Here is a 26,020-nt window from a genome sequence, read left to right on the forward strand (position 1 = left end):
CCCGGCCTACTTGTTCTGTGCGGTCTTTGTGCCGGGTGGCGGCTGCGCCTTACCCGGCCTACGGGTTGATGGCGGTTCGTTACAATTTAAACAACCAACACGCTGCGAAATGTCCGGGGGAGATCTCCTGCATTGCGGGCTCCTGTGACCGGCAAACGGGCATCACGTGCGGGCAGCGGCTGCAAAACTTACAGCCGGGAAGCACTGATGTGGGGCCGGGGATCTCTCCGCGCAGGGTGGCTTGCTCCAGGTGGCGGATGCGCGGGTCGGGCAGCGGAACGGCGGCCAGCAGCGCGCGGGTATAGGGGTGCGCCGGATGGGAATAGAGCTCACCCGCCGGGGCCACTTCCACCAGCTTGCCGAGGTACATCACCCCGATACGGCTGGAGATATGGCGCACCATCGACAGATCGTGGGCGATAAACAGATAGGTCAGCCCCAGCTCCTGCTGCAGGTCCTGCAAAATGTTCACCACCTGCGCCTGGACCGACACGTCCAGCGCCGAGAGCGGCTCATCGCACAGCACAAACTCCGGGCGCACCGACAACGCGCGCGCGATGCTGATGCGCTGACGCTGACCGCCGCTGAACTCGTGCGGGAAACGCTGGAGATGTTCCTGTTTGAGCCCGACTTTATAGAGCAGAGTTTCCGTACGTTCCCGCTGCTCCTCGCGGCTGTAGCCGTGGATCTGCATCGGCTCGGCCACCAGCTGCTGCACCGTCATGCCCGGATTGAGCGACGAGTACGGGTCCTGGAAAATAGCCTGCATGCGTTTGCGCAGAGGCTTGAGCTGTTTCTCGCTCGCCTGGGCGATCTCCTGCCCGTCAAAGTGGATCTCGCCGGAAGTGATATCAAACAGGCGCAGCATCGCCCGCCCAAGCGTTGATTTTCCGCAGCCGGATTCGCCCACCAGACCAAAGGTTTCGCCGCGCTGAATATCGAAACTCACGCCGTCGACCGCTTTCACCGCCACGCCTTTGCGTAGCAGCCCACCCTGAACCCGATAGTGTTTTCGCAGTTCACGTACGCTCACTAAAGGACTGTTTTGCTCGCTCATGCCTGAACCTCCTTATCGGCCCATAACCAGCAGGCCGCACGGTGGCCCTCCCCGACGGAATAGAATGCGGGCTGGCGCTCGCACTGCGGCATCCGTTTCGGACAGCGCTCGGCAAACGGGCAGCCCGGCGGTGGATTGAGCAAGCCAGGCGGCGTGCCTTCGATGGGTGACAGGCGCTGATTGGCCTCGTCCGGTCGCGGAAGCGACGCCAGCAAACCCTGAGTGTACGGGTGCGCCGGGCGATAAAAAATATCCTCCACGCTCCCCTCCTCCATCACCTGCCCGCCGTACATCACCACCACGCGGCTGCACACCTGCGCCACCACGCCGAGATCGTGGGTGATCAGCAAAATGGCGGTCTGGGTCTGCTGCTGCAGGCTTTTCAGCAGGCGCAGAATTTGTGCCTGAATGGTCACGTCCAGCGCGGTGGTGGGTTCGTCGGCAATCAGCAGTTTCGGGTTGCAGGAGAGCGCGATGGCAATCATCACGCGCTGGCGCATCCCGCCGCTAAACTCGTGCGGGTATTGGTCGAAACGACGCTCGGCTTCGGCAATCCCCACCTGATCGAGCATGGCGATGGCCGTGGCTCTGGCCGCCTTTTTGGACAGCCCTTTGTTGCGCACCAGGATCTCCGTCATCTGCCTGCCGATGGTCACCACCGGGTTCAGGGCAGTCATCGGGTCCTGGAAGATCATCGCAATCTCGTTTCCGCGGATCTTGCGCATTTGTTCAGGGGTTTTGCGCGCCAGATCCTCATTCTGAAAACGGATGCTGCCGCCGGAGATGTGTCCGTTGCTGCCGAGCAGTTGAATGATCGATTTGCAGGTGACGCTTTTCCCGCACCCGGATTCGCCGACGATGCCGACAAGTTCTCCCGCCTGCACATGAAAGCTCACGCCGCGCACCGCCTGCACCTCGCCGTCGCGGGTGCGAAACGCGGTGTGCAGGTTATCGAGTTCTAATAAGTTATTCATCGCGGTTCGCTCCCGGCTCAAAGGCGGTGCGGAACACATCGCCCAGCACGTTAAAACTGAACACCGTCAGCAAAATCAAAATACCGGGGAACATCGCCAGCCACGAGGCTTCGCCAATGTACGACTGGGCGTTGTTGAGCATACTCCCCCACGACGCGGCAGGCGCCTGCACGCCGAGCCCGAGGAAGCTGAGAGTCGATTCCATCAGAATGGCGGAGGCGATGTTGAGCGTCGCCGCCACGATAATGGTCGGCAGCACGCCGGGAATAATGTGACGCAGAATGATGCGCAGCGGATGCTCGCCCGACGCGCGGGCATACAGAACATACTCGCGCTCCTTCACCGAAAGGGTTTCCGCGCGCACCAGCCGCGACATGCTCATCCACGTCAGCAGGCTGATAATGAAGATGATGTTATCCACACCCGGCTTGAGATACGCATTGACCACCAGCAGCAGGAAAAACGCCGGGATCGCCATCAGGATATCGACGACGCGCATCATCAGGTTATCCAGCCAGCCGCCAAAATAGCCGCTGATGGTGCCCACCAGGGTGCCGATCAGCGTCGAAAAGAGCATTGCCAGGAAACCGACCATCAGGGAGATCTGCCCGCCGTACAGGGCGCGGGTGAAGTAGTCGCGCCCGTACTCGTCGGTACCAAACCAGTGCGCGGCGTCAGGCGGCAGGGTGCGCGCCCCGAGCGACATCTGATCCGGATCGTAAGGACTCAGCCCCGCGCAGAGGGCCGCAACGATAAAAATAAACAGGACAAATAAGGAGAACTGCGCCGGACGATTGCGGCGCAGCTGGTGACGAACTTGTTGCCAGCGTCTGCTCATCCGGGGTTACCTCAGTGTACGAATGCGGGGATCGGCGAAGCGATAGAGCAGATCGGCGATCAGGTTGCCGACGATCAGCATCATCGACGAAAGCATGATGATCGCCATGATCAGCGGGTAATCCAGGGAGGTGATCGACTGGATCCCGAGCAAGCCCATCCCTGGCCAGGAGAAGACGCTTTCGGTCACATAGGCCCCGACCACCAGCTCGCCAAACGACAGGCCAAACAGGGTGATCACCGGCAGCAGCACGTTTTTCAACACGTGGCGGAACAGGATACTGGTGCGCGTGGCCCCGTACGCCAGCTGGGTCTGCACATAGTCGGCGGAGAGCTGCGAAATGGTGTTCGATCGGATATAGCGCACGTAGCTCGAGAGGTTATAGAAGGTCAGCACGATGCACGGCAGCACGCCGTGGCGCACCACGTCGAGCCAGCTGTCGTCCATGCCGATGGTGCGCATCCCCATGCTGGGGAACCAGTTGAGCTGCACGGCAAAGACGGTGATCAGCAAAATGCCGAACCAGAAAATCGGCACGGAAATACCGATATAGGCGAATAAGTTCAGGATGTGATCCAGCCAGCGGTGTTTGAATGCGCCAGCCAGCAGGCCGAGTGGGATCGCCAGCACAATCGCCATCAGCAGCGACGCGCCCATCAGCCCGAGGGTGGCCGGAATGCGCTCGCCGATCATCTCCAGCACAGGGCGATGGTAAATCAGCGAATAGCCCAGATCGCCCTGCAATACGTTTTTCAGCCACAGCACGTATTGCGTCACTAATGGCTTATCCAGCCCCATGCTCTGGCGGATACGCTCGATATCCTCCGGAGCCATCCTCGGCGTGATGTACGCCGCTACCGGATCGCCGGGCGCGAGTTTGACCAGCAAAAACGCCACCAGCGAAATAAAGAAAAGCATCGGCAGCAGCTGCAGCAACCGACGCGTCAGTAATGTGTTCACGACTTGCCCTTACAAAAAGCCCCGGTCGCAAAACCGGGGCAACTGCTTATTTTTGATAGATTTTAGAAAGATCCTGGAACATATAAACCGGTTTTGGCTCGGCTTCCTGAGTACCGCCGAAGCGTTTATCCACCGCGACCGTCGCGTTGGTGTAGGCGATCGGGTAGTAGGTCATGTCGTTCGCCACGGTCTGCTGAATTTGCTTGTAGATCTCCGCGCGTTTACCCGCATCGGTCTCCACCGCACCTTTGTCCCACAGGGCGTCAAACTGCGGATTTTTGTAGTGCGCGTAGTTGTAGGCTTCGTTGCTCATGAACAGGGATTTATAGCCGTCAGGCTCCGCGCCCATGATGTAGCCGCCGAGGTTCAGCTCCCACGCGGTGTTGTTCATATCCAGACTGCGCTGGGACATGGCGTTCGAATCCAGCGGCATCAGTTCAACGTTCACGCCGATGCCCTTCAGCTGCTGCTGAATGTAGAGCGCCATGCTCTCCTGGGTTTTGTTGGTGTTCACGTAGGCCAGACGCAGCTTGAGGTCGGCAGGCGCACCGGACGCTTTCAGCAGATCTTTCGCTTTCTGCTGATCGAATTTGTACTGCTCAACGTCATTAGTCTGATAGAGCGTGTCCGGCGTCAGGAACGAGGTGGCCGGTTTGGCGTAGTCCAGCGAGGTGAACGCGGTTTGCGTCAGCTCGTCTTTGTTGATGGCATATGCAATCGCCTGACGCAGCTCTTTGCTTTTCATTACCGGGACGTTCTGGTTGAAGGTCATGTACGCCAGACGGCCTTCCGGGTAGACCACAAAGTCAAATTTCCCGGTATTTTTCAGGCGGCTGACGTCCTGCGGATCGACCATCTTGAGATTGATTTCGCCGTTTTGCAGGGCGAGGTTCGCCGAGTTGCTGTCTTTGGCAAAACGATAGGTCACGGAGTCGAGCTTCGCTTTGCCGTTCCAGTAATCGTCGAAACGGGTCAGAGAGTAGTATTGCCCCGCGCGGTACTCTTTAAACTTGAACGGACCGGAACCGACCAGCGCATCGTTTTTGGTGCTCTTTTCCAGATCGTCCTCTTTCGCGAACACATGTTCCGGAATCGGATAGATCTGCACCAGGGTTCCGGCAAAGGCCGCGCTGACCTGCGGTAAGGTGAACTTAACGGTGCGATCGTCGACCTTACTGACTTCTACTGGCTTACCGCCGTAGGTAAACATGCTGCGGAAGAAGCTGTGCTGTTTGGCTTCGAGGAGTTTATTGAAGGTGAACACCACGTCTTCGGCGGTCAGCGGCTGGCCATCCTGCCATTTCAGATTCGGTTTTAAGGTCAGGGTATAGCTGAGATTGTCGGCGGACGGCGTGAGGCTTTCGGCCAGACCCCATTCGATTTTGCCGTCGTTAAAACTGTAGAGGGGAGCGTAAAGCGCCTGCATGATGGTCAGCGTGGTGCGGTCGCTGGCGTAAAGTGGGTTCACGGCCAGCGGGTCGCCGGAGGTGATACCGATAATCAGCGAGCCACCCTCTTTTGGCGCGTCGCTTTTTGCTGCTGGCGCGTTCGCCGTTTCATTTTTTTTAGCATCGTCACAGCCCGCGGCGGCCAATGCCATAGACACCAGAACAGCAGATAACAGTAGCTTGCGCATATCTAACTAACTCCTTGCCTCAATAGTATTTTATATTGCCAACTTATATTTATTCGAGAGCATCATATGCAGCTTTGTCATATTGCGCATTAACAATGAAAATGCGATTTTCGATTAAGCTTATAACGAATTTGATATATATAAGCGCATTCGGGAATAGCGCATATCCTTATGCGCTCAGTTCGTTAAACCCTTCACGAATCTCCTGCTACACTGCCTCAACACATCACTCAAAAGGCAGATCAACATGTCCGACAACACTTACCAGCCACCGAAAGTGTGGGAATGGAAACAGAACAACAACGGCGGCGCTTTTGCCAATATCAACCGCCCGGTTTCTGGCGCCACGCATGAGAAAGAACTGCCGGTTGGCGCGCATCCGCTCCAGCTTTATTCCCTCGGCACGCCAAACGGCCAGAAAGTCACCATCATGCTGGAAGAGCTGCTGGCGCTCGGCGTGACGGGCGCAGAGTATGATGCCTGGCTGATCCGCATCGGCGAAGGCGATCAGTTCTCCAGCGGCTTTGTCGACGTGAACCCGAACTCGAAAATTCCGGCACTCCGTGACCACTCTGTGAACCCGCCGCTGCGCGTATTTGAATCCGGCAATATCCTGCTGTATCTGGCAGAGAAATTCGGCCACCTGCTGCCAAAAGATCCGGCGGGACGCACCGAAACCCTGAACTGGCTGTTCTGGCTGCAGGGCTCGGCCCCGTTCCTCGGCGGCGGTTTCGGGCACTTCTTCAACTACGCGCCGGTGAAGATTGAGTATGCGATTGATCGTTTTACGATGGAGTCCAAACGCCTGCTCGACGTGCTGGATAAGCAGTTAGGTCGCGGTCGCTATGTGGCGGGGGATGAGTACAGCATCGCCGATATCGCCATCTGGCCGTGGTTCGGCAACGTGGTCCTCGGCAATGTGTACAACGCCGCCGAGTTCCTGGATGCGGGCAGCTATAAGAACGTCCAGCGCTGGGCGAAAGAAGTGGCGGAGCGTCCGGCGGTGAAACGCGGGCGTATCGTCAACCGCACCTTTGGCGAGCCGAGCGAACAGCTGCATGAGCGTCATGCGGCGAGCGATTTCGAGACCAATACCGAAGATAAACGTCAGGCTTAATGCGCTGATAACGTGCCCGGTGGCGCTACGCTTACCGGGCCTACACCATGTTTCCGGTTCTTACCCTGCGCTTCCCGGGCCTACGTTTGTTTTGTAGGCCGGATAAGCGCAGCGCCATCCGGCTGATTTATACGCCGAACCCCGCCTGCTGCAATATCGCTTTTGCCTTTTCCGACTGTAAAAACTCCGCCAGATTCTCCGCCTCTGGCGTCATCACTGCACAGGCATATTCCGCTCGCGGGTTAAAAGGTGCCGGAATGTTCAGGACCTTTAACTCCGGAATCAGACGCAGTTTTGGCGCGTAACTCCCATAGCCGATAAACAGATCCGCATGACCGCTCTGAATGATCCACTCCGCCGCCAGTTTTCCCGGCGGAACTGGCGCAGATTCCCGTCCGCCGACCAGGGCCAGCGCCCGCTTGCGCACGGCAACGCCCGCGTCCCCCATGCGCGTAAACAACTCCTGCGTGTAGTCGCCAGAAGGGTCGCACCCCGCCGTGGAGGTCGCCAGGCGTAAATCGGGACGCGTGAGCAGCGAAAGCCAGTCGTCGCCCTCGCGCACGGCGTCACTGCGTGCGGTCAGACAAAGCGTGTTGCTGGCGAACACCGCCACGGAACGTGCTCGCCCGTTCTGGAGCAATGCCTGCGGATGCGCGACATTGGCCGACGCAAACAGGTCGCACGGCTCGCCCGCTTCAATCCGCTCCCGCAGCAGGCCGGCCGGGCCAAACTGAGTGTCGACCGGATGCGAGAAATGCGCCATCAGCTGCGGCCACACGCCGCGCAGGCTGCCCGCCGCCAGGACGTGCATCAGTCGATACCCTGGTAGTGGGTGCGATAGAAACGCTGGTACCACTCATCGGCGACCTGATGCATATCGACGTCTTTAAACTTCTCCGGATAGAGTTTTTTCGCCATCCACAGCTCGCCGATGCCCATCGCTTCCGGCATCGGGTAGCCCCAGGCTTTGGCGTAGTCCGGCATCAGGTAGACGCGGTGGTTTTTCACGGCGTCGATCACCTGCCACTGGGGTGAATTTTTAATTTCGTCGACCACGGACGGATAACGATCCTGCGCAAAAATCACCTGCGGGTTCCAGGCGATAACCTGCTCCATCGCCACGGTTTTGAAACCCTGAATAGTCGCCGCCGCCACGTTGATAGCCCCCGCATGGGCCATCATCAGACCGGTATATTTCCCGGAACCGTAGGTGGTGAGTTCCGGGTTAGCCATATAGGCGCGAATACGGTGTTCTGCCGGCATATCTTTCAAACGATCGCTGACCATCTTGCGCCCCTTATCGGTGGCGGCGATCAGATCTTTGGCTTCCTGCGGTTTGTTGACGATCTCGCCGATCAAGGTGATCCCCTCGCGCAGCCCCAGATCGTAGGCTTTCTCTTCGTCGGCCATCGTCGGATTCAGTTTTGCTTTTTCCCCTGGCGCGTCGTGGCGAAGGGAAATGGCGACCACCGGAATGCCCAGGCTGCTGATTTTGTCGATCATCTCCTGCGGCGCGTAGTTGGTGACAAACACCACCTGTGGATGCAGGGCAATCAGTTTTTCTGGATCCACATGGGTGAGATCGCCAAGCGTGGCTTTCTGGTTCAGCTCGGGTGCCAGGCGGGCGTAGCCGTCACCAAGCTGCTGTTTCCAGTTCGCCATCACGCCGACGATTTTGTCGCTGGCGTTCATTTGCACCAGTAAGTTCAGCGTCTGGTGCTGAAGCACCACGACGCGATCGACTTTGTCAGGGATGGTGATCGTGCGGCCAATCTGGTCGGTTATCTGGCGGGACGCCTCGGACGATAACGGGAGTAAAAACAGTAAACTCAAGGTGACTGCCTGCCAAAAACGTGTGTTCATAATGCCCTCTCACTTTCGTTATGAAATGGATTATATAACGATTGAGAGATCGATTCGCCGCACTCTTTGTAGGTATACATGAAACAGTTGCGATAACAATGAGTTATCCAGATTTATTTACTCCAAAAAGAGACGAAATAGCGCTCCCGGACTTCTCCTCACCGCCATTAAACTGACGGATTTACTTGGCCAAGGAATACGAAATGAAGTTCGAGGCGTTCCCCGGGATCAGGCAGTTGATCCACTGGATTATCAATAATGAATCCACCATCGTTCAGGGTGTTTTCAATCTTATTGGTGCCGTTTTTTTATTGTGTGCCGGTGTCTTTATCGCGCGCATCGCCAGCGCGGGATTCAAACGGTTATTGCTGAGCCGTCAGGTCGATAAAACCGTCACGCAATTCTGTAGCGCCCTGTTGCGCTATGCGATGCTGGCCTTCGCCGTGGTAGCCGCGCTGGGCCGTCTTGGGGTGGAAACCTCATCGATCATCGCGGTGATTGGTGCCGCCGGGCTGGCGGTAGGTCTGGCGTTACAGGGATCGCTGTCCAACTTCGCAGCGGGTGTTTTACTGGTGACGTTGCGCCCGATCCGCGCCGGGGAATATGCCAGCGTGGGCGCGGTGGCAGGCACCATCGAAGAGGTGCATATTTTCTCCACCACGCTTCGCACTTCCGATAATAAAATGGTGGTGGTCCCGAACGGGAAAATCATCGCCAGCGAAATCACTAACTTTTCGCGCCAGCCGCATCGCCGGGTCGATATTACGTTAGGCGTGGCTTACAACACCTCGATTGAACATCTGAAAAGCGTCATTAAAACCGTCATTACCCTTGACCCGCGGATCTTGCATGACAAAGGGCAGGTCATTCGTTTAAACGAATTTGCGCCGTCGTCGCTGAATTTTGTGGTGCGCGTGTGGACAGAAAATAAAAACTATTGGGACGTTTATTACGACCTGATGGAAAACATTAAGAACGCGCTGGATGCTAATCAGATCGCCATGCCTTACCCGCAAATGGATATCCATCTGAATGACCTGAGGCAGCCCGCGAATGCGAAGGAGCTGACGCACTCATGATCGCTTCTCGCCCGCAGCGCGATGTGCCGCAGATCCTGTTCAGCGTGTTGTTGATTTTAACGATGCTCTGCTGCTGCGTCTGGATCGTGAAACCCTTTATTCTCAGCGTCATCTGGGCCGGATTGATTACCATTGCTACCTGGCCGCTGTTTACTCTGCTGCAGCGCAAAATCGTGCGCCGCAGAGGGGTGGCGATCCTGCTGATGATGCTGTTTTTGAGCGCTATCTTCCTGCTTCCGGTCATTTTGAGCGCCACGGCCTTTACCGTCATGGCACAGGATGCCCTGCACTGGCTGATGCAGCTGGATATGGCTCATCTGCCGACCTGTGAGTTCCTCAATCGGATCCCCAAAATTGGCCCGCATCTGCATAACAAATGGCTGGGACTGATTCACAGCGACAGCGCCGTGCTGTTTGGCACCTTGAAACCCTGGCTGATGAAATGCGCGACCCTGCTGATCAACGAGCTGACGCATATTGGCTCATTGCTGGTGAACGGCGTGCTGATGCTGGTCTCGTGCCTGGTGTTTTATCTGCACGGCGAGCGTATTGCGCGCGGCTTGCGGCATTTCGCCAGACGTATTGCCCAGGGACGCGGTGAAACCGCCGTGGTTCTGGCCGGTAAAACGATTCAGGTCGTGGCGATGGGGATTGTGCTGACGGCGGTGATTCAGTCGGCCTTTGCGGGTATCGGTTTGCTGATCTGCCAGATCCCGGCGGCCGCCCTGCTCACCGGCATGATCTTCGTCCTGTGCCTGATGCAGCTCGGCCCGGTGATTGTCATGTTGCCCGCCGTGGCGTGGTTATTCTGGAGCGGAATGCACGGAATGGCGTCGCTGCTGCTGGCCTGGACGGTCGTCGCGGGCGCGCTGGATAACTTTATTAAACCTCTGCTGATCAACCGTGGTGCAGACACGTCGGTGCTGCTGATCATGATCGGGGTGATCGGGGGGATGTTGGCCTGGGGCATGATTGGCCTATTTATTGGCCCCGTTTTACTGGCAGTATCCTGGCGTTTGCTCTCCACCTGGGTGAGCGAAGTGGATTTTAGAGCATAAGGAAATAAACATGATGAACTGCATGAAGGCAACGCTACTCATTGGTACCCTCCTCGTTTCCGCCTCAACGCTTGCGATCGATAAAACCGCCGCAGGTGCCGTTGCCGGTGCGGCTATCGGCGCGGCAACGGGCAAAAGCGTGAAATCCACCGTCGGCGGTGCCGTGGTGGGCGCAGGCACCGGAGCGATGTTCAAAAGTGGCGATAAAGGCAAAGCGGCGCGCAAAGGCGGTGCCGTGGGCGCGGTGGTTGGCGCAGGTGCGGCGGCGATCACCGGCAAAAGCGTGCTGAAAGGCGCGGCCGTGGGCGCCGGTGCAGGCGGTCTGGTGGGCGAAGCCACTCACTAAGTCGCAGAAAAAAGGCCGGGCATCTTTTGGATTGCCCGGCCTTTTTATTGATATCCCCACCGCGAGAATTAATTCACGACATCCATTTTCTTATTTTCATAGTGCTGGATGCATTTTCGCAGTTCCAGATCGGTGGTCACATTGAGCTTACGCATAATACTTCTCTTGTGCGTGCTGATGGTTTTTTCACTGCGGAACAGCACCTTCGAAATATCCACGCCGGAACGCCCCTGCCAGAGATAATCCAGAATCATGCTTTCCGCCCGCGTCAGCGCCACCGGTGATGTTGGCAACGTGATGGTCTGATGCCGGGTGGTCAGCACGCTGAGATAGCGCTTTTTCTTCATGACGGTATCAATCAGTTCACGCATGTTGAAATGCACTTCATCCACGCAAAGAATCGAGCAGCGGGAGCCCAGCACCAGCGCGGACATCAACTCTTTTTGCGCTGCCTTCAGCAGAATCAGCGAGCGCGGTTGATCGGCGATGCCATGGCTGAGGAAGGCCTCTTTTGTCAGGCACTCGGTCATATCAAAAATCGAAAAATGCGCCTCGTCCTGCGGGGAGGTATCCTTCGCTGTCAGCTGGTAGCCCCAGTGAGGATTGTGGCTGGCCAGTTTATCCAGGCTGTTGCGGATCCCGGCAAGATATAATTCATTCCGGATTTGGTAATGAATCTGACAGATAAACATAAATATCCTTATTTACAGTAAGAAGAGAGTTGAGCCATTGCCGAGAGCAAATTCATCCAGCCCGCTTTGGTATCAATATCTAAGCGCAGTCGCGCATTGCGTTTAAAGGTAAATACCGTTTTATAATTGCAGTGCCGACGGGTCGCGATCTCCTGCGTTTGCAGACCGCTGGAATAATCCAGCAGGACATTCAGTTCCGAGAGGGAAAAATGTTTTCCCCGCACGGTTCGGAGAGAAACATCGTTAATCATGAGCGGCAATCTGCTGCCCAGCTCATCTTCTGTCAGACAATAGCTCGCCCCAGAGGCGATAAATAAACGCGTCAGCAGTTCCTCTTTTTGCGGAAGATAGACCACCGTTTTTAGCGACAGCGTTTTCGTAAAGTGTAACGTCCGAAGGATTTTTCCCAGCACGCCTTCAAGCCCTGCCGCCCCGACCAGCAGCACTTTGGCGGCATCTGACTGGCTACAAATCTCTTCGGTCAGTTGATCGGGAGACAGGCAGGCAATCACCTGATGCCCCAGCTCCTGAAGCTGTAGACAGAGGCCATGGCGTATAAGTACGCGTGGTTCATAAAGAATAATAAGAGGTAGGGAATCCATAGCATCCATTGCATCAAATAAAAATAGTGAATCCTCTACAAGATAATTCTCAGGCACCTATATTCATATGTAATTCAATTCCAAAAGTGGACTAAACATTCAAAAATTCGTGTTAAATCGGACGCCGTCGCGCTGACGATTGTTCCACATCTTTGAAAAAAGATGCACTTATCGCAAATCACCCTCTTTTTTTTACAGCATATTTACAACCGACGCTAAACTGGCAAGAATAATTCTTATTTTCCTAAGAAATTTCCTATGTCAGAACAGGCGCTAAGACAACAGATCCAGAATCTGAAAAAGCATAACGCCCGGCTTGCCAGGCTGGCACGCGACGCCCGGAGCAAGCTCAGCGCTGCGCTGGACGGCACGGGCCTGTGTCTGTGGCAGCTTGATGTGCCGACAGGGAAGTTGATTATCTACAATCGCCGCTGGGGGTCGATGCTCGGCTACCAGCCGAAAGAGCTAAGCGCGCAGTTTGACGTCTGGCGGGAACATCTTCACCCCGACGATAAACAGATGGTGCTGGATGCCTTCTATGACCATCTGCATGGCAAAACCGCCTTCTACGAAGCGCTGCACCGGATGCAGCATAAAAACGGCACCGTCAGCTGGGTGCTGGATCGCGGGCGCGTCAGCGAGTGGGACGAGGTCGGCAACCCGATTAAAGTGACCGGCACCCACATCGATATGACCAAAGAGAAGCAGTACGAGGAACAGCTCGCGCTGCTGGCAAATCACGATCCGCTTACCGGCCTCGCCAACCGCCATGCCCTCGTCAAACACTTCGGCGCGCTCAAAGCTCAGGGCCCGCTGTGCGTGGCCTTTATCGATCTCGATGATTTCAAAACGGTGAACGACACCTTCGGCCATCGCAGCGGCGATGAGCTGCTGATCCAGCTGAGCCAACGCCTGCGCGAAACCTGTCCTCAGGGATCGATTGTCGGTCGCCTGGGTGGGGATGAGTTTGTCCTGCTGCTGCCCTTCCCGCTCTCCAGTCTGTGGGTGAACAGCACCGCGCATAGCTGTTTGCGCGCGGCGCTCACCCCCTTCGAGCTGGATAACGGCCAGGCGCAGGTGGGGGCGTCGATTGGGATTGATGAGGTGCAAACCCAGGATGATTTCGTCAACGCCCTGCGCCGCGCGGACCAGTCGATGTATCAGATCAAACACACCGGCAAGAACGGCGTGGCGATCGGCACGACGCTGATTTCCATTTCGCGCACCGGAACCGACGCGTGAAGGCCAACCGTCAGCAGACGATCATCCAGCTGCTGAGCGGCTGCGACGGCCTGACGACCGAGGCGCTGGCCGACCAGCTGGCCGTGAGCAAGGAGACAATCCGCCGCGATTTGAAAGGGTTGCAGCAGCAGGGAAAAATTGTGCGTCACCACGGCCGCGCGCGGGCGATTCATCCGGACAACCGCGACGGCGGGGAACCGTTCGGCGCGCGTCTCAAAAGCCATTATGCCGATAAAGTGGATATCGCCCACCGCGCGCTGGACTGGGTCAGCCCTGGCATGACCCTCGCCCTCGACGCCAGCTCGACCTGTTTTCATCTCGCCCGCCAGCTTCCCGACATCGACCTGACGGTGGTCACCAACAGCCTGCCCATCTGCCATGAAATGGCGAAACGTGAGCGCATTAATTTGATCTGCACGGGCGGGATGCTGGATCGCAAATATCGCTGCTACGTTAACCCTGCGCTGGTGACGCTGCTGAAAGGGCTTGAGATCGACCTGTTTATCTTTTCCTGCGAAGGGGTGGATGAACAGGGTGATATATGGGACCCCGCCGAGCAAAACGCGGCCTTTAAGTCGCAGCTGTTACGCCGCGCCAGCCAGTCTTTGTTATTGATTGATAAGAGTAAGTTCCAGCGTTCGAGCGAAGTCAAAATCGGCTCCCTGTCCCAGGTCACGCAGATGATTACCGACGCTCACCCCTCCAGACGATAGCCCGCCATAAAGTAGCGCAGCGTGGTGCTGGACTGATTCTCTTTAAAGAAATCCATCACCATGTCGCGGTCCAGCCCGTAGCGGCGCGTCAGAATTCCCGCCTCCCACGCGCTAAGCTGGCGGTCGCCGGTTTTCTCAAACATCCGGTGCGAAAAGCCCAGCACAAACCCACGCTTATAGTCGGAACAGAAATGCGCCACGTTGTGTGCGGTATCCGCCTGCGCCGCGCGCATCCCCGCCATCAACCCTTTGCCAAAATGGTTTTCCATCGCTTAACCCTCAATCGTTATATATCAAATTATATAGCGATATTTTGAGCGATGGCTAGTGGAAATTGGGGCTGCGCGAGGCTCTGTTGACCCCTGTAGCATTAGAGGTTATTCCGTTCACCTTATGCTGAGCAGAATATAATCACTCTATAACCTGTGAACGTGACAAGGGGACCAACACCAGCGCCACATTCAGACGGTTGTGAAGCTGGAGGGATCGTGAGTCCGGCTGAAAATCGCCGAAGCGTTTCCTGGAGGCCGGGTCGAGGCGCAGGGATGCGCCGAGAGGGTGCGACCTGCATGGATGCAGGATCGCGCCCGACCCGAAAGCCGTAAGGAATAAGCTGAGGGCACCGCGAAGCGGCGATTTTCCTGGCCGGGAGCCGGGATTGTTAAGGGGGCGGCGGCCCCCTTAACACGTTCACCGCTGAGAGGTCAGCAGGTAGCAGCCAACGATGAGTGGACGGAACAATTCCACTACCGCCACAAAGAAGCTTTAAAGATCGATCAGAACGAAACCCACTCATCGGGCACGCCCGATGCTTTCGCCAGCGCTGGCGCTTTCGGCGAAACAGCAGGCGCACCGTTTTGCGGCTCCTGCGCTGACAGGCGGAATTTCTGCACCGAGCGCTGCAGCTCTTCCGTCTGACGTTCCAGGGCCGAGGCGGCGGCGGAGACCTGCTCCACCAGCGAGGCGTTCTGCTGCGTCACGCCGTCCATCTGCGTAATCGCCACGCCAACCTGCGAAATCCCTTTGCTCTGCTCTTCCGACGCCGAAGCGATCTGCTTCATGATGGTCGTCACTTCGGTCACGGCGCGCAGGATCGCTTCCATGGTGGTGCCGGTGTCGCTGACGATCTTAGAACCCTGTTCGACGCGTGAAACGGAATCGGCAATCAGCCCTTCGATTTCCTTGGCCGCGTTGGCGCTTCGGCTCGCCAGGTTACGTACTTCCCCCGCGACAACGGCAAATCCACGGCCCTGCTCCCCGGCACGCGCCGCTTCAACCGCCGCGTTAAGCGCCAGAATATTGGTCTGGAAGGCGATGCTGTTAATCACCGTGGTGATCTCGGCGATTTTCTTCGAACTGGTGGAGATCCCGCTCATGGTGGTGACGACGTCATCCACCAGCGAACCGCCGCGGCTCGCGGTGGTGGAGGCGACATCGGCCAGCTGGCTGGCCTGACGCGCGTTTTCGGCGTTCAGTTTTACCGTGGCGGTAAGCTGTTCCATGCTGGCCGCCGTCTGTTCCAGCGCTGCGGCCTGCTCTTCCGTACGGGAGGAGAGATCGTTATTGCCGCTGGAGATTTCCGTCGCGCCGCGCCAGATATTCTCGCTGCCGGAGCGAATCGAACTGACCGCTTCGCGCAGGCTGTCCTGCATCGCGGTTAACAGCGGCACCAGTCGGCCCACGCAGTTACGTCCAAACGGGGCAATGGGCTGGCTGAGGTCGCCCTGGGCGATCTGGCGGAAGTGCTCGCGGATGCGATCCAGCGGTTTCACCAGCATGGCGACCAGATAGCGGTCGGTGAAGAGCAGGATCAGCAGACCGATAATCGTCGCGACGATGATCACCACGCGGGTCATGCGGGTCAGGCTGTCCACCACGTCACGGGTACTGTCGAGAGTGCTCGCCGCGGAGGTGTTAAATTTATCCGCCGCCGCGCCAAACGCGCGACTCAGGGGTGGTGTGACGTTATTCGCCTGCTGACGATATCCCTCGATCGTCCCCTGCTGCGCCTGCTGCATTTGCAGGGCAATCCCTTGATCCAGCAGCGCCTGCCAGCTGCTAATCACTTCCGCTGAGACGTTTTCGTCCATCGGTCCTGGCGAGATGGCCTTCATCTCGTTGAGCTTCTTGCTCATATTATCCAGCGCCTGCTGTGCGGAGGCTAAATCAGGATTGCCGCCTGCCGCTTTGGCTTCCATTGCGCGACTCAGGCGCGTGACGAAGCGGAAATATTGATCGTTACCCTGACTCAAAATCGTCATTTGTTTCACGATCTGGCGGTCGATGTCGTTCCCGTCTGAAACCCTGGAAAGTGACCAGGTGCTATAAAGCCCAACCCCTGCCCACATCAAACAAAAAATACCCAGAATCGTCAGCATGACGAACCGGATAGTAAAATTACGAAGCATTTGCATAAGAGTATCCTTGCCGTTAGGGAAAACTCGTCTAAGACGAGTCTTATCTTCGTTATCGGCAACGCATACACTTTAAGGAGTATTTTTATAAAAACTTACGCATCTTAATTTTTAAAAAAATAATATCACCCAATACCCTTATAATTAGCGCGCAAATATAATAAAAAAGAGCCGGGATTTTCCGGCTCCTTTTTGAAACATTAAATTCATATTACTTCAAATATTTCTCAAACCATCCCAGCGTTCGTTTCCACGCCAGTTCGGCTGCGGCTTCGTCGTAACGTGGAGTCGAATCGTTATGGAAACCATGATTCACGCCGGGGTAAATCCAGGCTTCATAGACTTTATTATTGGCTTTGAGTGCCGCTTCATAGGCGGGCCAGCCTTCGTTGATATTCTTATCAAGCTCTGCGTAATGCAGCAGCAGCGGCGCTTTAATGCGCGGGACATCCGCCGCGGCGGGCTGGCGACCATAGAAGGGTACGGCGCAGTCCAGCTCCGGATAGGCCACCGCCGCGGCATTAGAAACGCCACCACCGTAGCAAAACCCGGTGATCCCGACTTTGCCGGTCGCATCGGGATGTTTTTTCATAAACTCGACGGCGGCAAAGAAATCGTTCATCAGTTTTGTCGGATCGACTTTCTGTTGCAATACTTTGCCCTCTTCATCATTGCCGGGATAACCGCCGACGGAGGTTAATCCGTCCGGTGCCAGGGCAATATATCCCGCTTTGGCGACCCGTCGGGCGACATCCTCAATATAGGGGTTCAGCCCCCGGTTTTCGTGGACTACCACCACGGCAGGCACTTTTCCGGTCGTTTTCGCGGGTTTCACCAGATATCCGCGCACGTCACCATTACCGTTCGGCGACGGGTAATGAATGTATTCCGGCAGAATATCGGGATCGGTGAATTTCACCTGCTCGGCCAGCGCATAATTGGGTTTGAGCATATTGAATAACGCCAGCGCCGTGACGCCGCCCGCTGCATAGCGCGCTGCGAGGTTCAGAAACTCGCGTTTAGATATTTTGCCGTGGGCGTAATAGTCATAATAATCGAGCAATTCTTGCGGAAAATCTTTGGCGGTCAGGCGGGTCATCGCATATCTCCTCGAATTGTGATTTTATAATCATAGAATGAAAACGTTGTTTCGAAAATTCATCATAGAAAGGAGACATCATGACCTGGACCCCTTCCCCTGACCGCTACGAAAATATGCAGTACCGCTTCTGCGGTAAAAGCGGCCTGCGCCTGCCCGCCCTGTCGCTTGGGCTGTGGCACAGTTTCGGCCACGTACAGCCGCTGGACACTCAGCGCGCGCTGCTGCGCAAAGCTTTTGATTGCGGCATCACCCATTTCGACCTCGCCAATAACTACGGGCCGCCTCCGGGCAGCGCGGAAGAGAACTTTGGCCGCCTGCTGCGCGAGGATTTTGCCGCGTATCGCGATGAGCTGATTATCTCCACCAAAGCCGGGTACGACATGTGGCCCGGTCCGTACGGCTCCGGCGGTTCGCGCAAGTATCTCCTCGCCAGTCTCGACCAGAGCCTGAAGCGCATGGGCGTGGAATATGTTGATATTTTCTATTCCCACCGCGTGGATGAGAACACGCCGATGGAAGAGACCGCCGCCGCGCTGGCCCACGCCGTGCAGAGCGGTAAAGCGCTGTACGTCGGGATTTCGTCTTACTCGCCGGAACGCACGCAGAAGATGACCGAGCTGCTGCGCGAGTGGAAAATTCCGCTGCTGATCCATCAGCCGTCTTACAACCTGTTAAACCGCTGGGTAGATAAGAGCGGCCTGCTGGATACGCTGGTGGAAAATGGCACCGGCTGTATTGCCTTTACGCCGCTGGCGCAGGGCCTGTTGACCGGAAAATACCTGAACGGCATTCCGGACGGTTCGCGGATGCAGCGCGAGGGGAAAAAGGTGCGCGGGCTGACGGAGAAGATGCTGACGGACGCCAACATGAACAGTCTGCGTTTGCTCAATGAGATGGCGCAGGACCGCGGTCAGACGATGGCGCAGATGGCCCTGAGCTGGCTGCTGAAGGATGAGCGGGTGACGTCGGTGTTGATTGGGGCCAGCCGCCCGGAGCAGCTCGAAGAGAACGTTCAGGCGTTAGAGAATCTGCACTTTAGCGCCGATGAGCTGAAGCGGATTGATCAGCATGTCGCGGACGGCGAATTAAATTTGTGGCAGGCGTCGTCGGATAAGTAATGCGGTCTGGTGCCCTCACCCCGGCCCTCTCCCACAGGGAGAGGGAGTCGAAATCCCCTCTCCCTGTGGGAGAGGGTTAGGGTGAGGGGGAAAAACGGGCACATTCCCTAAACCATCGCCGGATCCACCACCGGACGCTCATACTCCGGCCAGACCAGCACCACCAGCTCCGGATAGGCTTCCAGGCTAAATTCACGAAAACACTGGCGCAGATTCAGCACGTCGAGATCGGAATAAGAGACCTTCTCGCCGTTCAGGCAGCGCTTTTTGATATTGTCATAATATTTATAGACCGCGGAGTTCAGATCGCTGCAGCGACGCTGCGCTTCAAACAAACCGGGCCTGTCATTTATTTCGGTCATCTTCATTCGCTTAATTGTCGCGTGAAGAAAGTCGATATATTCGTGATTCACTCGCCAGTACCAGACCGGCGTAATCGCATTCATCAGCAGCGAGAAATGGTCCTCGCCCTCTTCTTTGGTCATCAGAACCGGCTGAGATGACTCGCCAGTTTGCCGTAAGTCTTTCGTTTTATTGAACTCTCGCATCAATAAAAGAACACCAGCGGTAAGCAATAGTAAGGTAATGACAGAATAAAAAATGCTGTTCATGGGTTGGCTCCATTTTTTTTGATTTTAAATTTGCCTCATGTTATTGTCAACGAATCTCACGCCCTATTTGAATCTACCCTGTTGAAATTAAAGGATATTAAAATGCTGCCCGACAATCTTGTGCCGGTCAGGTACCACATCGCCTCTGTGGTCCCTAAATCGGCGGAAGCAGAAAGCAATGCTAATTTCACTCAGGGAAAAAGAAAGCTGTCAGATTTTGAGGCTGACATATTAATTGGTGTTACCCGTACCGGTAAATCACGTAATATGCTGCTGGAAGAGCACGACCGCCATATTAAAGACCGACTATTCCGCGTCGTGAAGATTGAAGCCTTTGCCCACCTGCTTAACGACCTGCAGGCCGAGGGTGAAATAGATGCCCAGACATTAAGTCAAATAATGGCTGAAAAAACCGAAGAAATAAATGAAGCGGGCAACGAAATTTGGCTTAATCTTATTACTCGCGAAAAAAACAACCCCATCTTTTATAAACTAGAGGATGATTAAGTTGAAAGAAGTTGAAGATAATAACGTTTATTTGACTTTAGATAACCATAAAAGCGATGAGTTTATCTTAAAGCAAAATCTCGACGCATTAATAACGCATAAGAACGACGAGATGACCCGCATTGCGCAAGACATGGTATCGATCCCGGCCGCGCTGGTGCGTCTGAAATGGGAAAATCGCCGTGAAATCTATTCTCTGCAGGTGAAAGAAGAGATTTATGGCGCGATGATCAATGCGGTGATGACCCTCAAGCCCGAGTTGACAGAAAAAATCATGGGGCGTCTTGAGAGCAATTATCAGCACCTGCTGTCCAGAGAAGTCTCCACGCTGCGTTTGACGCGCAAGCTGGCTGACGGCGGGTATCACACCTCGAACGTCACCGCCGTCGCCCTCGACGAAGAGGCGCTGGCCGCGAAAGCGGATGCCGCTTCCCCCGCGCCCGTCGACCCTGAATAGCCTCGTCTCGCCAGTCAGATTCCCCTGAATACGGTCATCCCCTCCGCTCGCTCTTCTACACTTAATGGCCTAACTCACCCAGCAGGAGAGGCCTTATGTCAAAACATCCGACACAGCTCAAGGACCCAACCACCCAGTACCACACCGGCGAATACCCTAAGCAAAAGCAGCCAGCACCAGGCGTTCAGGCGAAAATGACGCCCGTGCCCGATTGCGGCGAGAAGAGCTACAAGGGCAGCGGCAGGCTCCAGGATCGTAAGGCACTGGTGACAGGCGGGGACTCCGGTATCGGGCGTGCCGCCGCCATTGCTTACGCGCGTGAAGGCGCTGACGTGGCGATCAACTACCTGCCTGCGGAAGAAGAGGACGCGCAGGAGGTCAAACAGCTGATCGAAGAGGCGGGCCGCAAAGCGGTGCTGATCCCAGGCGATTTGAGCGATGAATCCTTTGCCCGTTCGCTGGTGCATAAAGCGCGTGAAGCCCTGGGCGGGCTGGATACGCTGGCGCTGGTCGCGGGGAAACAGGTCGCCGTCGAGAAGATTGCCGACCTGACCACCGAACAGTTCAAGCAAACCTACGCGGTGAACGTTCTGGCGCTTTTCTGGATCACCCAGGAGGCGATTCCGATTCTGCCTGCCGGTTCCAGCATCGTGACCACCTCGTCGATTCAGGCCTATCAGCCGAGCGCGCATCTGCTCGATTATGCGTCCACTAAGGCGGCGATCCTGAACTACAGCCGAGGACTGGCTAAACAGGTGGCTGAGAAAGGGATTCGGGTGAACGTGGTCGCACCGGGTCCTATCTGGACGGCGCTACAAATTTCTGGCGGACAGACGCAGGAGAAAATCCCGCAGTTTGGTCAGAAGACGCCGATGAAGCGCGCAGGGCAGCCTGCGGAGCTGGCCGGAGTGTATGTCTATCTGGCGAGTCAGGAGTCGAGCTACGTAACGGCAGAAGTGCACGGCGTGTGCGGCGGGGAACATTTGGGATAGTGCTTTCAATCTGCCCGGTGGCGCTTCGCTTACCGGGCCTACTTTCCAGCACGTAGGCCGGGTAAGGCGAAGCCGCCACCCGGCACAACGAACTTATTTTTGAACAGTTTTCTCTTCACCGACCAGCCCGATTTTGAGATAGCCCGCCTGGTGCAGCATATCCATCACTTTCATCATGGTTTCGTAGTCGACGGTTTTATCCGCGCGGAAGAAGACGGTGGTGTCTTTCTTGCCCTGTGTCAGCGCGTCGAGCGCCGGAACGACGGATTCATCGGTGACCGGGTCGTTGCCCAGGAACATCGACTTATCGGCTTTCACCGACAGGTAAATCGGTTTTTCCGGACGCGGCTGCGGCTGACTGGAAGAGGCCGGCAGATTGACCTTCACGTCCACCGTCGCCAGAGGCGCGGCCACCATGAAGATAATCAGCAGAACCAACATAACGTCGATAAACGGCGTCACGTTGATTTCATGCATTTCGCCGTTATCGTCCAGATTTTCGTTAAGACGCATTGCCATGGCTTATCAACCTACACGCAGTTTCGAAGCAGAGTGGACCGGCTTAACGGAGCTGGCGCTGAGGTCGAGATCGCGGCTTTGCAGCAGCAGAACCTGGGCGGCAACATCACCGAGCGTGGCTTTGAAGCTGCCAATCATACGCGCGAAGATGTTATAGATAACCACCGCCGGGATGGCGGCAATCAGGCCGATAGCCGTTGCCAGCAGAGCTTCTGCGATACCCGGGGCGACAACCGCGAGGTTAGTGGTTTGCGTCTGCGCAATCCCGATGAAGCTGTTCATGATGCCCCATACGGTACCAAACAGACCGACGAACGGGGAGATCGCACCGATAGTCGCCAGGTAACCATTCCCGCGGCCCATGTGACGACCGACGGCGGCAACGCGACGCTCCAGGCGGAAGCCCGTACGCTCTTTAATGCCTTCGTTATCTTCACTGCCTGCGGAGAGTTCCAGCTCGTTCTGAGCTTCGTTGACTAATTGGGTGGTCAGGCTTTTCGCGTGGAACGCTGACGTGATGTCAGACGCCTGATTCAGAGAGCGGGCTTCAGCCAGCTGCTGCTGTTCGCGCTTGAGGCGGCGCTTTTGCGAAATCAGCTCGACGCTCTTGCTGAAGAAAATTGCCCAGGTGATCACGGACGCCAGAATCAGGCCGATCATCACAATCTTAACCACGATGTCAGCATGTTGGTACATGCCCCAAACGGAGAGGTCCGTCTGCATCAAATTATTACCCACTCTGTATCTCCAGGACGCAAATCACAAATTCTGAGCATAATAATATCAAAATCACGTCGAATTGATAGTGGTTCTCATTAGTATTTGCATAGTGCCGTAAATTTCGCTCATTTTCCTTGCGCTTACGCAGTAAAAAATTCTTATGCGTATTTTTCATAAAATATTGTGCTTATTCGCAAAGCTTGCGGGTGCAGATTTTCGCAATCGTGGTAGTCTGGACGTCCAGACGGATAAAAACAGGTTTAGCGAACATGACAGAGAAGCATCTTGATACCACGCTCGTTCAGGCCGGACGCAGTAAAAAGTACACTCAGGGCTCGGTCAATAGCGTGATTCAGCGCGCCTCCTCGCTGGTCTTCGATACGGTTGAGGCCAAGAAACACGCCACCCGCAACCGGGCGAAAGGCGAACTGTTTTACGGACGTCGCGGTACGCTGACCCATTTCTCATTGCAGGAAGCGATGTGCGAGCTGGAAGGCGGCGTCGGCTGCGCCCTGTTCCCGTGCGGCGCGGCGGCGGTGGCGAACACCATTCTGGCGTTTGTTGAGCAGGGCGATCATATCCTGATGACCAACACCGCCTACGAACCGAGCCAGGATTTCTGCACCAAAATCCTCACCCGTCTGGGCGTCACCACCGGCTGGTTCGATCCGCTGATCGGCGAAGGCATTGCCGAACTTATTCAACCTAATACGCGCATCGTGTTTCTGGAATCTCCCGGCTCGATCACCATGGAAGTTCACGACGTCCCGGCGATCGTCCGCGCGGTACGCCGCGTCGCGCCTGAGGCGATCATCATCATCGATAACACCTGGGCGGCGGGCGTGCTGTTTAAAGCCCTCGAGTTTGATATAGACATCTCGATTCAGGCGGCAACCAAATATCTCATCGGCCACTCGGACGGCATGATCGGCACGGCGGTGTCTAACGCCCGCTGCTGGGATCAGCTGCGCGAGAATGCTTACCTGATGGGGCAGATGGTCGACGCCGATACGGCGTACATGACCAGCCGCGGCATTCGTACCCTGGGCGTGCGTCTGCGTCAGCATCACGAAAGCAGCCTGAAAATTGCCGAATGGCTGGCGCAACATCCGCAGGTGGAACGCGTCAATCACCCGGCGCTGCCGGGCAGCAAAGGCCACGAGTTCTGGAAACGGGACTTTACGGGCAGCAGCGGGTTGTTCTCATTTGTGCTTAAAAAGCGCCTGAATAACGACGAGCTGGCGGCCTACCTGGATAACTTCTCGCTCTTCAGCATGGCCTACTCCTGGGGCGGTTTTGAATCACTGATTCTGCCGAATCAGCCCGAGCAACTGGCCGAGCTGCGTCCCGGCGGGGAAATCGACTTTACCGGCACGCTAATCCGCCTGCATATCGGTTTAGAAAATGTTGATGATCTGCTCGCGGATTTGTCGGCAGGTTTTGCACGTATCGTGTAGAGTGCAGGCTGTAAACGTACTCCCGGACGGTTTTACAGACACTGACAGCAGAAAAGTCTGCGTTTGTTGCGTCCGCGATCAACCCAAGCCGGGTAAATCAGGAGTACAATAGCCGCATATCCGTTGTTCCACAGGAAAGTCCATGGCTGTCATTCAAGATATTATCGCTGCGCTCTGGCAACACGATTTTGCCGCGCTGGCGGACCCGCACGTTGTGGGTGTTGTTTATTTCGTTATGTTTGCCACGCTATTTCTGGAAAACGGTCTGCTGCCTGCCTCGTTTCTCCCTGGCGACAGCCTGCTGTTATTAGCGGGTGCGTTAATCGGTAAAGGCGTTATGGACTTCGCCCCGACGGTCGTGATTTTAACCTCCGCCGCCAGCCTCGGCTGCTGGCTGAGCTATTTGCAGGGCCGCTGGCTCGGGAATACCCGCGTGGTGAAAGGCTGGCTGGCACAGCTGCCGGTTAAATACCATGAAAGAGCCACCTGCATGTTCGACCGCCACGGTCTGCTGGCACTGCTGGCCGGGCGTTTTCTGGCATTTATTCGCACCCTGCTGCCGACCATGGCCGGGATTTCTGGCCTGTCGAACCGTCGCTTCCAGTTCTTTAACTGGCTGAGCGCTGTGCTGTGGGTCGGCGTGGTGACCTCCCTGGGTTATGCCATCAGCATGATCCCGTTTGTGAAACGCCACGAAGATCAGGTGATGACCTTCCTGATGATCCTGCCGATGTTCCTGCTGGTCGCGGGTCTGATCGGGACGCTGGTGGTCGTGATTAAGAAGAAATACTGCAGCGCCTGATTTTGCTGCTTCGCCGGGCGGCGCTGCGCTTGCCCGGCCTACCATCCCCTTTAAACGCCCTGCATCATCCGGATGCGTGCGGCATCTTCCCCCGGCGTCACGCCAAAATAGCGCTTAAACTCACGGCTGAACTGCGACGCGCTTTCATAGCCGACGCGCATCGCCGCGGCGCTGGCCTTCATACCGTCGTGGATCATCAGCATCCGCGCTTTGTGCAGGCGATAGCTTTTCAGATATTGCAGCGGCGAGGTGCTGGTAACAGATTTGAAGTTATGGTGAAACGCCGAAACGCTCATGTTGGCTTCTGACGCCAGTTCATCGACGCTCAGGTTTTCCGTGTACTGACTTTCAATGCGTTTCAGCACGCGGCTGATCAGGCTGAAATGGGTCTGACGGCTCACCAGCGCCAGCAGCGCCCCGCCGCCCGGCCCCATCAGCACGTGATAGAGGATCTCGCGGATAATCTGCTTACCGAGAATGCGCGCGTCGAGCGGGCGCTCCATCACATCCAGCAGGCGCTCAATGGCGCAGAGGATCTCGTCCGAAAGCGTCGCGGAGTTGATCCCGCTTGCCGCCATCGCGGGCTGGAACAGTTCGTCTTCGCCGATATCCATCAGCAGCTCCTGAAGCTGAAGAATATCCACATTCACACGAATACCGGCCAGCGGAACCGCCTCTGTCGCGAAAGTTTCACATTCAAAGGGTAAAGGTACTGTCAGGAGCAAATATTCATTGGTGTCGTAGCGGAACACGCGTTCGTTGATATAGCCAATTTTATGACCCGAAAAGAGAAATACGATGCCAGGCTGATACATCACCGGCGTGCGCGTCCCGGGCTGTGTACCGTACAACAGACGGATATCTGGCAGCAGCTCAGTGAGGTTATTTTCTTTATCTTTCAGTCTATTAATTTGGCCTGTCAATTGCAGGCAAATCTCATCGCGGTTCATTTTGGTTCGCTCCGGCCAGGGTTTCCACTGATGCCAGTTTGCGCATCTTTTTCCCTTTTCTCCAGCCCTCTGTAGAAATGGGCAAGACAACGGCAGGAATGTGCATTGAGAGGCGGGCGTCCGATGTCCACAATGGGCACCATCAGGCAGCCATCGACGCCGCCACGTTTTTCACCCACCTAAAGGGCACGAGC

At 56.1% G+C, this 26,020-nt stretch carries 28 protein-coding genes; 12 read left to right on the forward strand and 16 right to left on the reverse strand.

Annotation, left to right across the window (positions count from 1 at the left end):
• Positions 1–79: 79 nt before the first annotated feature.
• Genes QQF33_RS24405 through QQF33_RS24425 form a run of 5 tightly spaced genes read right to left on the reverse strand, consistent with a single transcriptional unit; the run spans position 80 to position 5,465 of the window.
• Positions 80–1,057, reverse strand: a complete 978-nt coding sequence (locus QQF33_RS24405; RefSeq protein WP_285143956.1) for an ABC transporter ATP-binding protein — start codon at positions 1,055–1,057, stop codon at positions 80–82.
• The gene (locus QQF33_RS24410; protein WP_285158766.1) at positions 1,054–2,031 is read right to left on the reverse strand and encodes an ABC transporter ATP-binding protein; all 978 of its coding nucleotides are present in this window, start codon (positions 2,029–2,031) and stop codon (positions 1,054–1,056) included. The genes QQF33_RS24405 and QQF33_RS24410 overlap by 4 nt, the downstream gene beginning before the upstream one ends.
• Entirely contained in the window at positions 2,024–2,869 is an 846-nt protein-coding gene (locus QQF33_RS24415) for an ABC transporter permease (RefSeq protein WP_282494334.1), read from the reverse strand. Before QQF33_RS24415 ends, QQF33_RS24410 begins: the two co-directional genes overlap by 8 nt.
• A 6-nt stretch (positions 2,870–2,875) precedes the next feature.
• The gene (locus QQF33_RS24420; RefSeq protein ID WP_285148297.1) at positions 2,876–3,829 is read right to left on the reverse strand and encodes an ABC transporter permease; all 954 of its coding nucleotides are present in this window, start codon (positions 3,827–3,829) and stop codon (positions 2,876–2,878) included.
• 46 nt (positions 3,830–3,875) lie between these two features.
• The gene (locus tag QQF33_RS24425; RefSeq protein ID WP_285148294.1) at positions 3,876–5,465 is read right to left on the reverse strand and encodes an ABC transporter substrate-binding protein; all 1,590 of its coding nucleotides are present in this window, start codon (positions 5,463–5,465) and stop codon (positions 3,876–3,878) included.
• A gap of 247 nt (positions 5,466–5,712) precedes the next feature.
• Here QQF33_RS24425 and yghU point away from each other — a divergent pair, with 247 nt between their 5' ends.
• Entirely contained in the window at positions 5,713–6,582 is an 870-nt protein-coding gene (yghU, locus tag QQF33_RS24430) for a glutathione-dependent disulfide-bond oxidoreductase (RefSeq protein ID WP_285148292.1), read from the forward strand.
• A gap of 127 nt (positions 6,583–6,709) precedes the next feature.
• Here yghU and QQF33_RS24435 read toward each other — a convergent pair whose 3' ends face one another.
• The gene (locus tag QQF33_RS24435) at positions 6,710–7,393 is read right to left on the reverse strand and encodes a molybdate ABC transporter substrate-binding protein (RefSeq protein ID WP_285158767.1); all 684 of its coding nucleotides are present in this window, start codon (positions 7,391–7,393) and stop codon (positions 6,710–6,712) included.
• Positions 7,393–8,445: an ABC transporter substrate-binding protein gene (locus QQF33_RS24440; protein ID WP_285148289.1), complete on the reverse strand. Its 1,053-nt coding sequence runs from the start codon at positions 8,443–8,445 to the stop codon at positions 7,393–7,395. The genes QQF33_RS24435 and QQF33_RS24440 overlap by 1 nt, the downstream gene beginning before the upstream one ends.
• Before the next feature lie 203 nt (positions 8,446–8,648).
• On the opposite strand from QQF33_RS24440, the gene mscS reads away from it, so the two are divergent.
• Genes mscS through QQF33_RS24455 form a run of 3 tightly spaced genes read left to right on the forward strand, consistent with a single transcriptional unit; the run spans position 8,649 to position 10,928 of the window.
• Positions 8,649–9,524 carry a small-conductance mechanosensitive channel MscS gene (gene mscS / locus QQF33_RS24445; protein ID WP_285148287.1) on the forward strand — a complete coding sequence of 292 codons (876 nt, stop codon included), beginning with the start codon at positions 8,649–8,651 and terminating at the stop codon, positions 9,522–9,524.
• A complete protein-coding gene (gene ydiK / locus QQF33_RS24450) occupies positions 9,521–10,582 on the forward strand; it encodes an AI-2E family transporter YdiK (protein ID WP_285148286.1) in 1,062 nt (353 codons plus the stop codon). Before mscS ends, ydiK begins: the two co-directional genes overlap by 4 nt.
• 13 nt (positions 10,583–10,595) lie before the next feature.
• Positions 10,596–10,928, forward strand: coding sequence for a glycine zipper domain-containing protein (locus QQF33_RS24455; protein WP_282494500.1), 333 nt, complete (start codon positions 10,596–10,598; stop codon positions 10,926–10,928).
• Positions 10,929–10,996: 68 nt separating this feature from the next.
• Here QQF33_RS24455 and QQF33_RS24460 read toward each other — a convergent pair whose 3' ends face one another.
• Positions 10,997–11,620, reverse strand: coding sequence for a helix-turn-helix transcriptional regulator (locus QQF33_RS24460; RefSeq protein WP_285158768.1), 624 nt, complete (start codon positions 11,618–11,620; stop codon positions 10,997–10,999).
• An 8-nt stretch (positions 11,621–11,628) separates the two neighbouring features.
• Entirely contained in the window at positions 11,629–12,279 is a 651-nt protein-coding gene (locus QQF33_RS24465) for a helix-turn-helix domain-containing protein (RefSeq protein WP_285158769.1), read from the reverse strand.
• A 201-nt stretch (positions 12,280–12,480) separates the two neighbouring features.
• Here QQF33_RS24465 and QQF33_RS24470 point away from each other — a divergent pair, with 201 nt between their 5' ends.
• Positions 12,481–13,464 (forward strand): sensor domain-containing diguanylate cyclase, encoded by a 984-nt coding sequence (locus tag QQF33_RS24470; protein ID WP_282494325.1) that lies wholly within the window; start codon positions 12,481–12,483, stop codon positions 13,462–13,464.
• The gene (gene fucR / locus QQF33_RS24475) at positions 13,461–14,177 is read left to right on the forward strand and encodes an L-fucose operon activator (protein WP_282494324.1); all 717 of its coding nucleotides are present in this window, start codon (positions 13,461–13,463) and stop codon (positions 14,175–14,177) included. The genes QQF33_RS24470 and fucR overlap by 4 nt, the downstream gene beginning before the upstream one ends.
• Here fucR and QQF33_RS24480 read toward each other — a convergent pair.
• From QQF33_RS24480 to yghX, 3 genes are all read right to left on the reverse strand, one after another.
• Positions 14,159–14,446 carry a DUF2623 family protein gene (locus QQF33_RS24480; protein ID WP_282494323.1) on the reverse strand — a complete coding sequence of 96 codons (288 nt, stop codon included), beginning with the start codon at positions 14,444–14,446 and terminating at the stop codon, positions 14,159–14,161. The two genes, fucR and QQF33_RS24480, sit on opposite strands and share 19 nt — an antisense overlap.
• Positions 14,447–14,953: 507 nt before the next feature.
• Entirely contained in the window at positions 14,954–16,591 is a 1,638-nt protein-coding gene (locus QQF33_RS24485) for a methyl-accepting chemotaxis protein (protein WP_282494322.1), read from the reverse strand.
• A gap of 211 nt (positions 16,592–16,802) precedes the next feature.
• Positions 16,803–17,690 carry a YghX family hydrolase gene (gene yghX / locus QQF33_RS24490; protein WP_282494321.1) on the reverse strand — a complete coding sequence of 296 codons (888 nt, stop codon included), beginning with the start codon at positions 17,688–17,690 and terminating at the stop codon, positions 16,803–16,805.
• 80 nt (positions 17,691–17,770) lie between these two features.
• Between yghX and QQF33_RS24495 the strand changes: the two genes are divergently transcribed.
• Positions 17,771–18,811 carry an aldo/keto reductase gene (locus tag QQF33_RS24495; RefSeq protein ID WP_285158770.1) on the forward strand — a complete coding sequence of 347 codons (1,041 nt, stop codon included), beginning with the start codon at positions 17,771–17,773 and terminating at the stop codon, positions 18,809–18,811.
• A 107-nt stretch (positions 18,812–18,918) separates the two neighbouring features.
• Here QQF33_RS24495 and QQF33_RS24500 read toward each other — a convergent pair whose 3' ends face one another.
• Positions 18,919–19,422, reverse strand: a complete 504-nt coding sequence (locus QQF33_RS24500; protein ID WP_282494319.1) for an ESA_00282 family adhesion-associated protein — start codon at positions 19,420–19,422, stop codon at positions 18,919–18,921.
• A 102-nt stretch (positions 19,423–19,524) separates the two neighbouring features.
• On the opposite strand from QQF33_RS24500, the gene QQF33_RS24505 reads away from it, so the two are divergent.
• From QQF33_RS24505 to QQF33_RS24515, 3 genes are all read left to right on the forward strand, one after another.
• Complete coding sequence (locus QQF33_RS24505) at positions 19,525–19,929, forward strand: hypothetical protein (protein WP_095283367.1); 405 nt, start codon at positions 19,525–19,527, stop codon at positions 19,927–19,929.
• Positions 19,922–20,386, forward strand: coding sequence for a cytoplasmic protein (locus QQF33_RS24510; protein ID WP_285158771.1), 465 nt, complete (start codon positions 19,922–19,924; stop codon positions 20,384–20,386). Before QQF33_RS24505 ends, QQF33_RS24510 begins: the two co-directional genes overlap by 8 nt.
• A 95-nt stretch (positions 20,387–20,481) precedes the next feature.
• Entirely contained in the window at positions 20,482–21,378 is an 897-nt protein-coding gene (locus QQF33_RS24515; RefSeq protein ID WP_285158772.1) for an SDR family oxidoreductase, read from the forward strand.
• Positions 21,379–21,471: 93 nt separating this feature from the next.
• On the opposite strand, the gene exbD is transcribed toward QQF33_RS24515, so the two are convergent.
• Together exbD and exbB are read right to left on the reverse strand one after the other, a co-directional pair.
• Positions 21,472–21,897 carry a TonB system transport protein ExbD gene (gene exbD / locus QQF33_RS24520; RefSeq protein WP_285158773.1) on the reverse strand — a complete coding sequence of 142 codons (426 nt, stop codon included), beginning with the start codon at positions 21,895–21,897 and terminating at the stop codon, positions 21,472–21,474.
• 6 nt (positions 21,898–21,903) lie between these two features.
• A complete protein-coding gene (exbB, locus tag QQF33_RS24525; RefSeq protein WP_282494315.1) occupies positions 21,904–22,635 on the reverse strand; it encodes a tol-pal system-associated acyl-CoA thioesterase in 732 nt (243 codons plus the stop codon).
• 251 nt (positions 22,636–22,886) lie between these two features.
• On the opposite strand from exbB, the gene metC reads away from it, so the two are divergent.
• The gene (metC, locus tag QQF33_RS24530) at positions 22,887–24,074 is read left to right on the forward strand and encodes a cystathionine beta-lyase (RefSeq protein WP_285158774.1); all 1,188 of its coding nucleotides are present in this window, start codon (positions 22,887–22,889) and stop codon (positions 24,072–24,074) included.
• A gap of 142 nt (positions 24,075–24,216) precedes the next feature.
• Entirely contained in the window at positions 24,217–24,876 is a 660-nt protein-coding gene (gene yghB, locus QQF33_RS24535) for a DedA family general envelope maintenance protein YghB (protein ID WP_282494313.1), read from the forward strand.
• 50 nt (positions 24,877–24,926) lie between these two features.
• Here the strand turns inward: yghB and QQF33_RS24540 are convergent, their stop codons facing one another.
• Positions 24,927–25,826, reverse strand: a complete 900-nt coding sequence (locus tag QQF33_RS24540) for an AraC family transcriptional regulator (protein WP_282494312.1) — start codon at positions 25,824–25,826, stop codon at positions 24,927–24,929.
• Positions 25,827–26,020 lie beyond the last annotated feature (194 nt).

This window comes from Lelliottia wanjuensis (assembly GCF_030238365.1).
In the GTDB taxonomy this organism is placed as follows: Bacteria; Pseudomonadota; Gammaproteobacteria; order Enterobacterales; family Enterobacteriaceae; genus Enterobacter; species Enterobacter wanjuensis.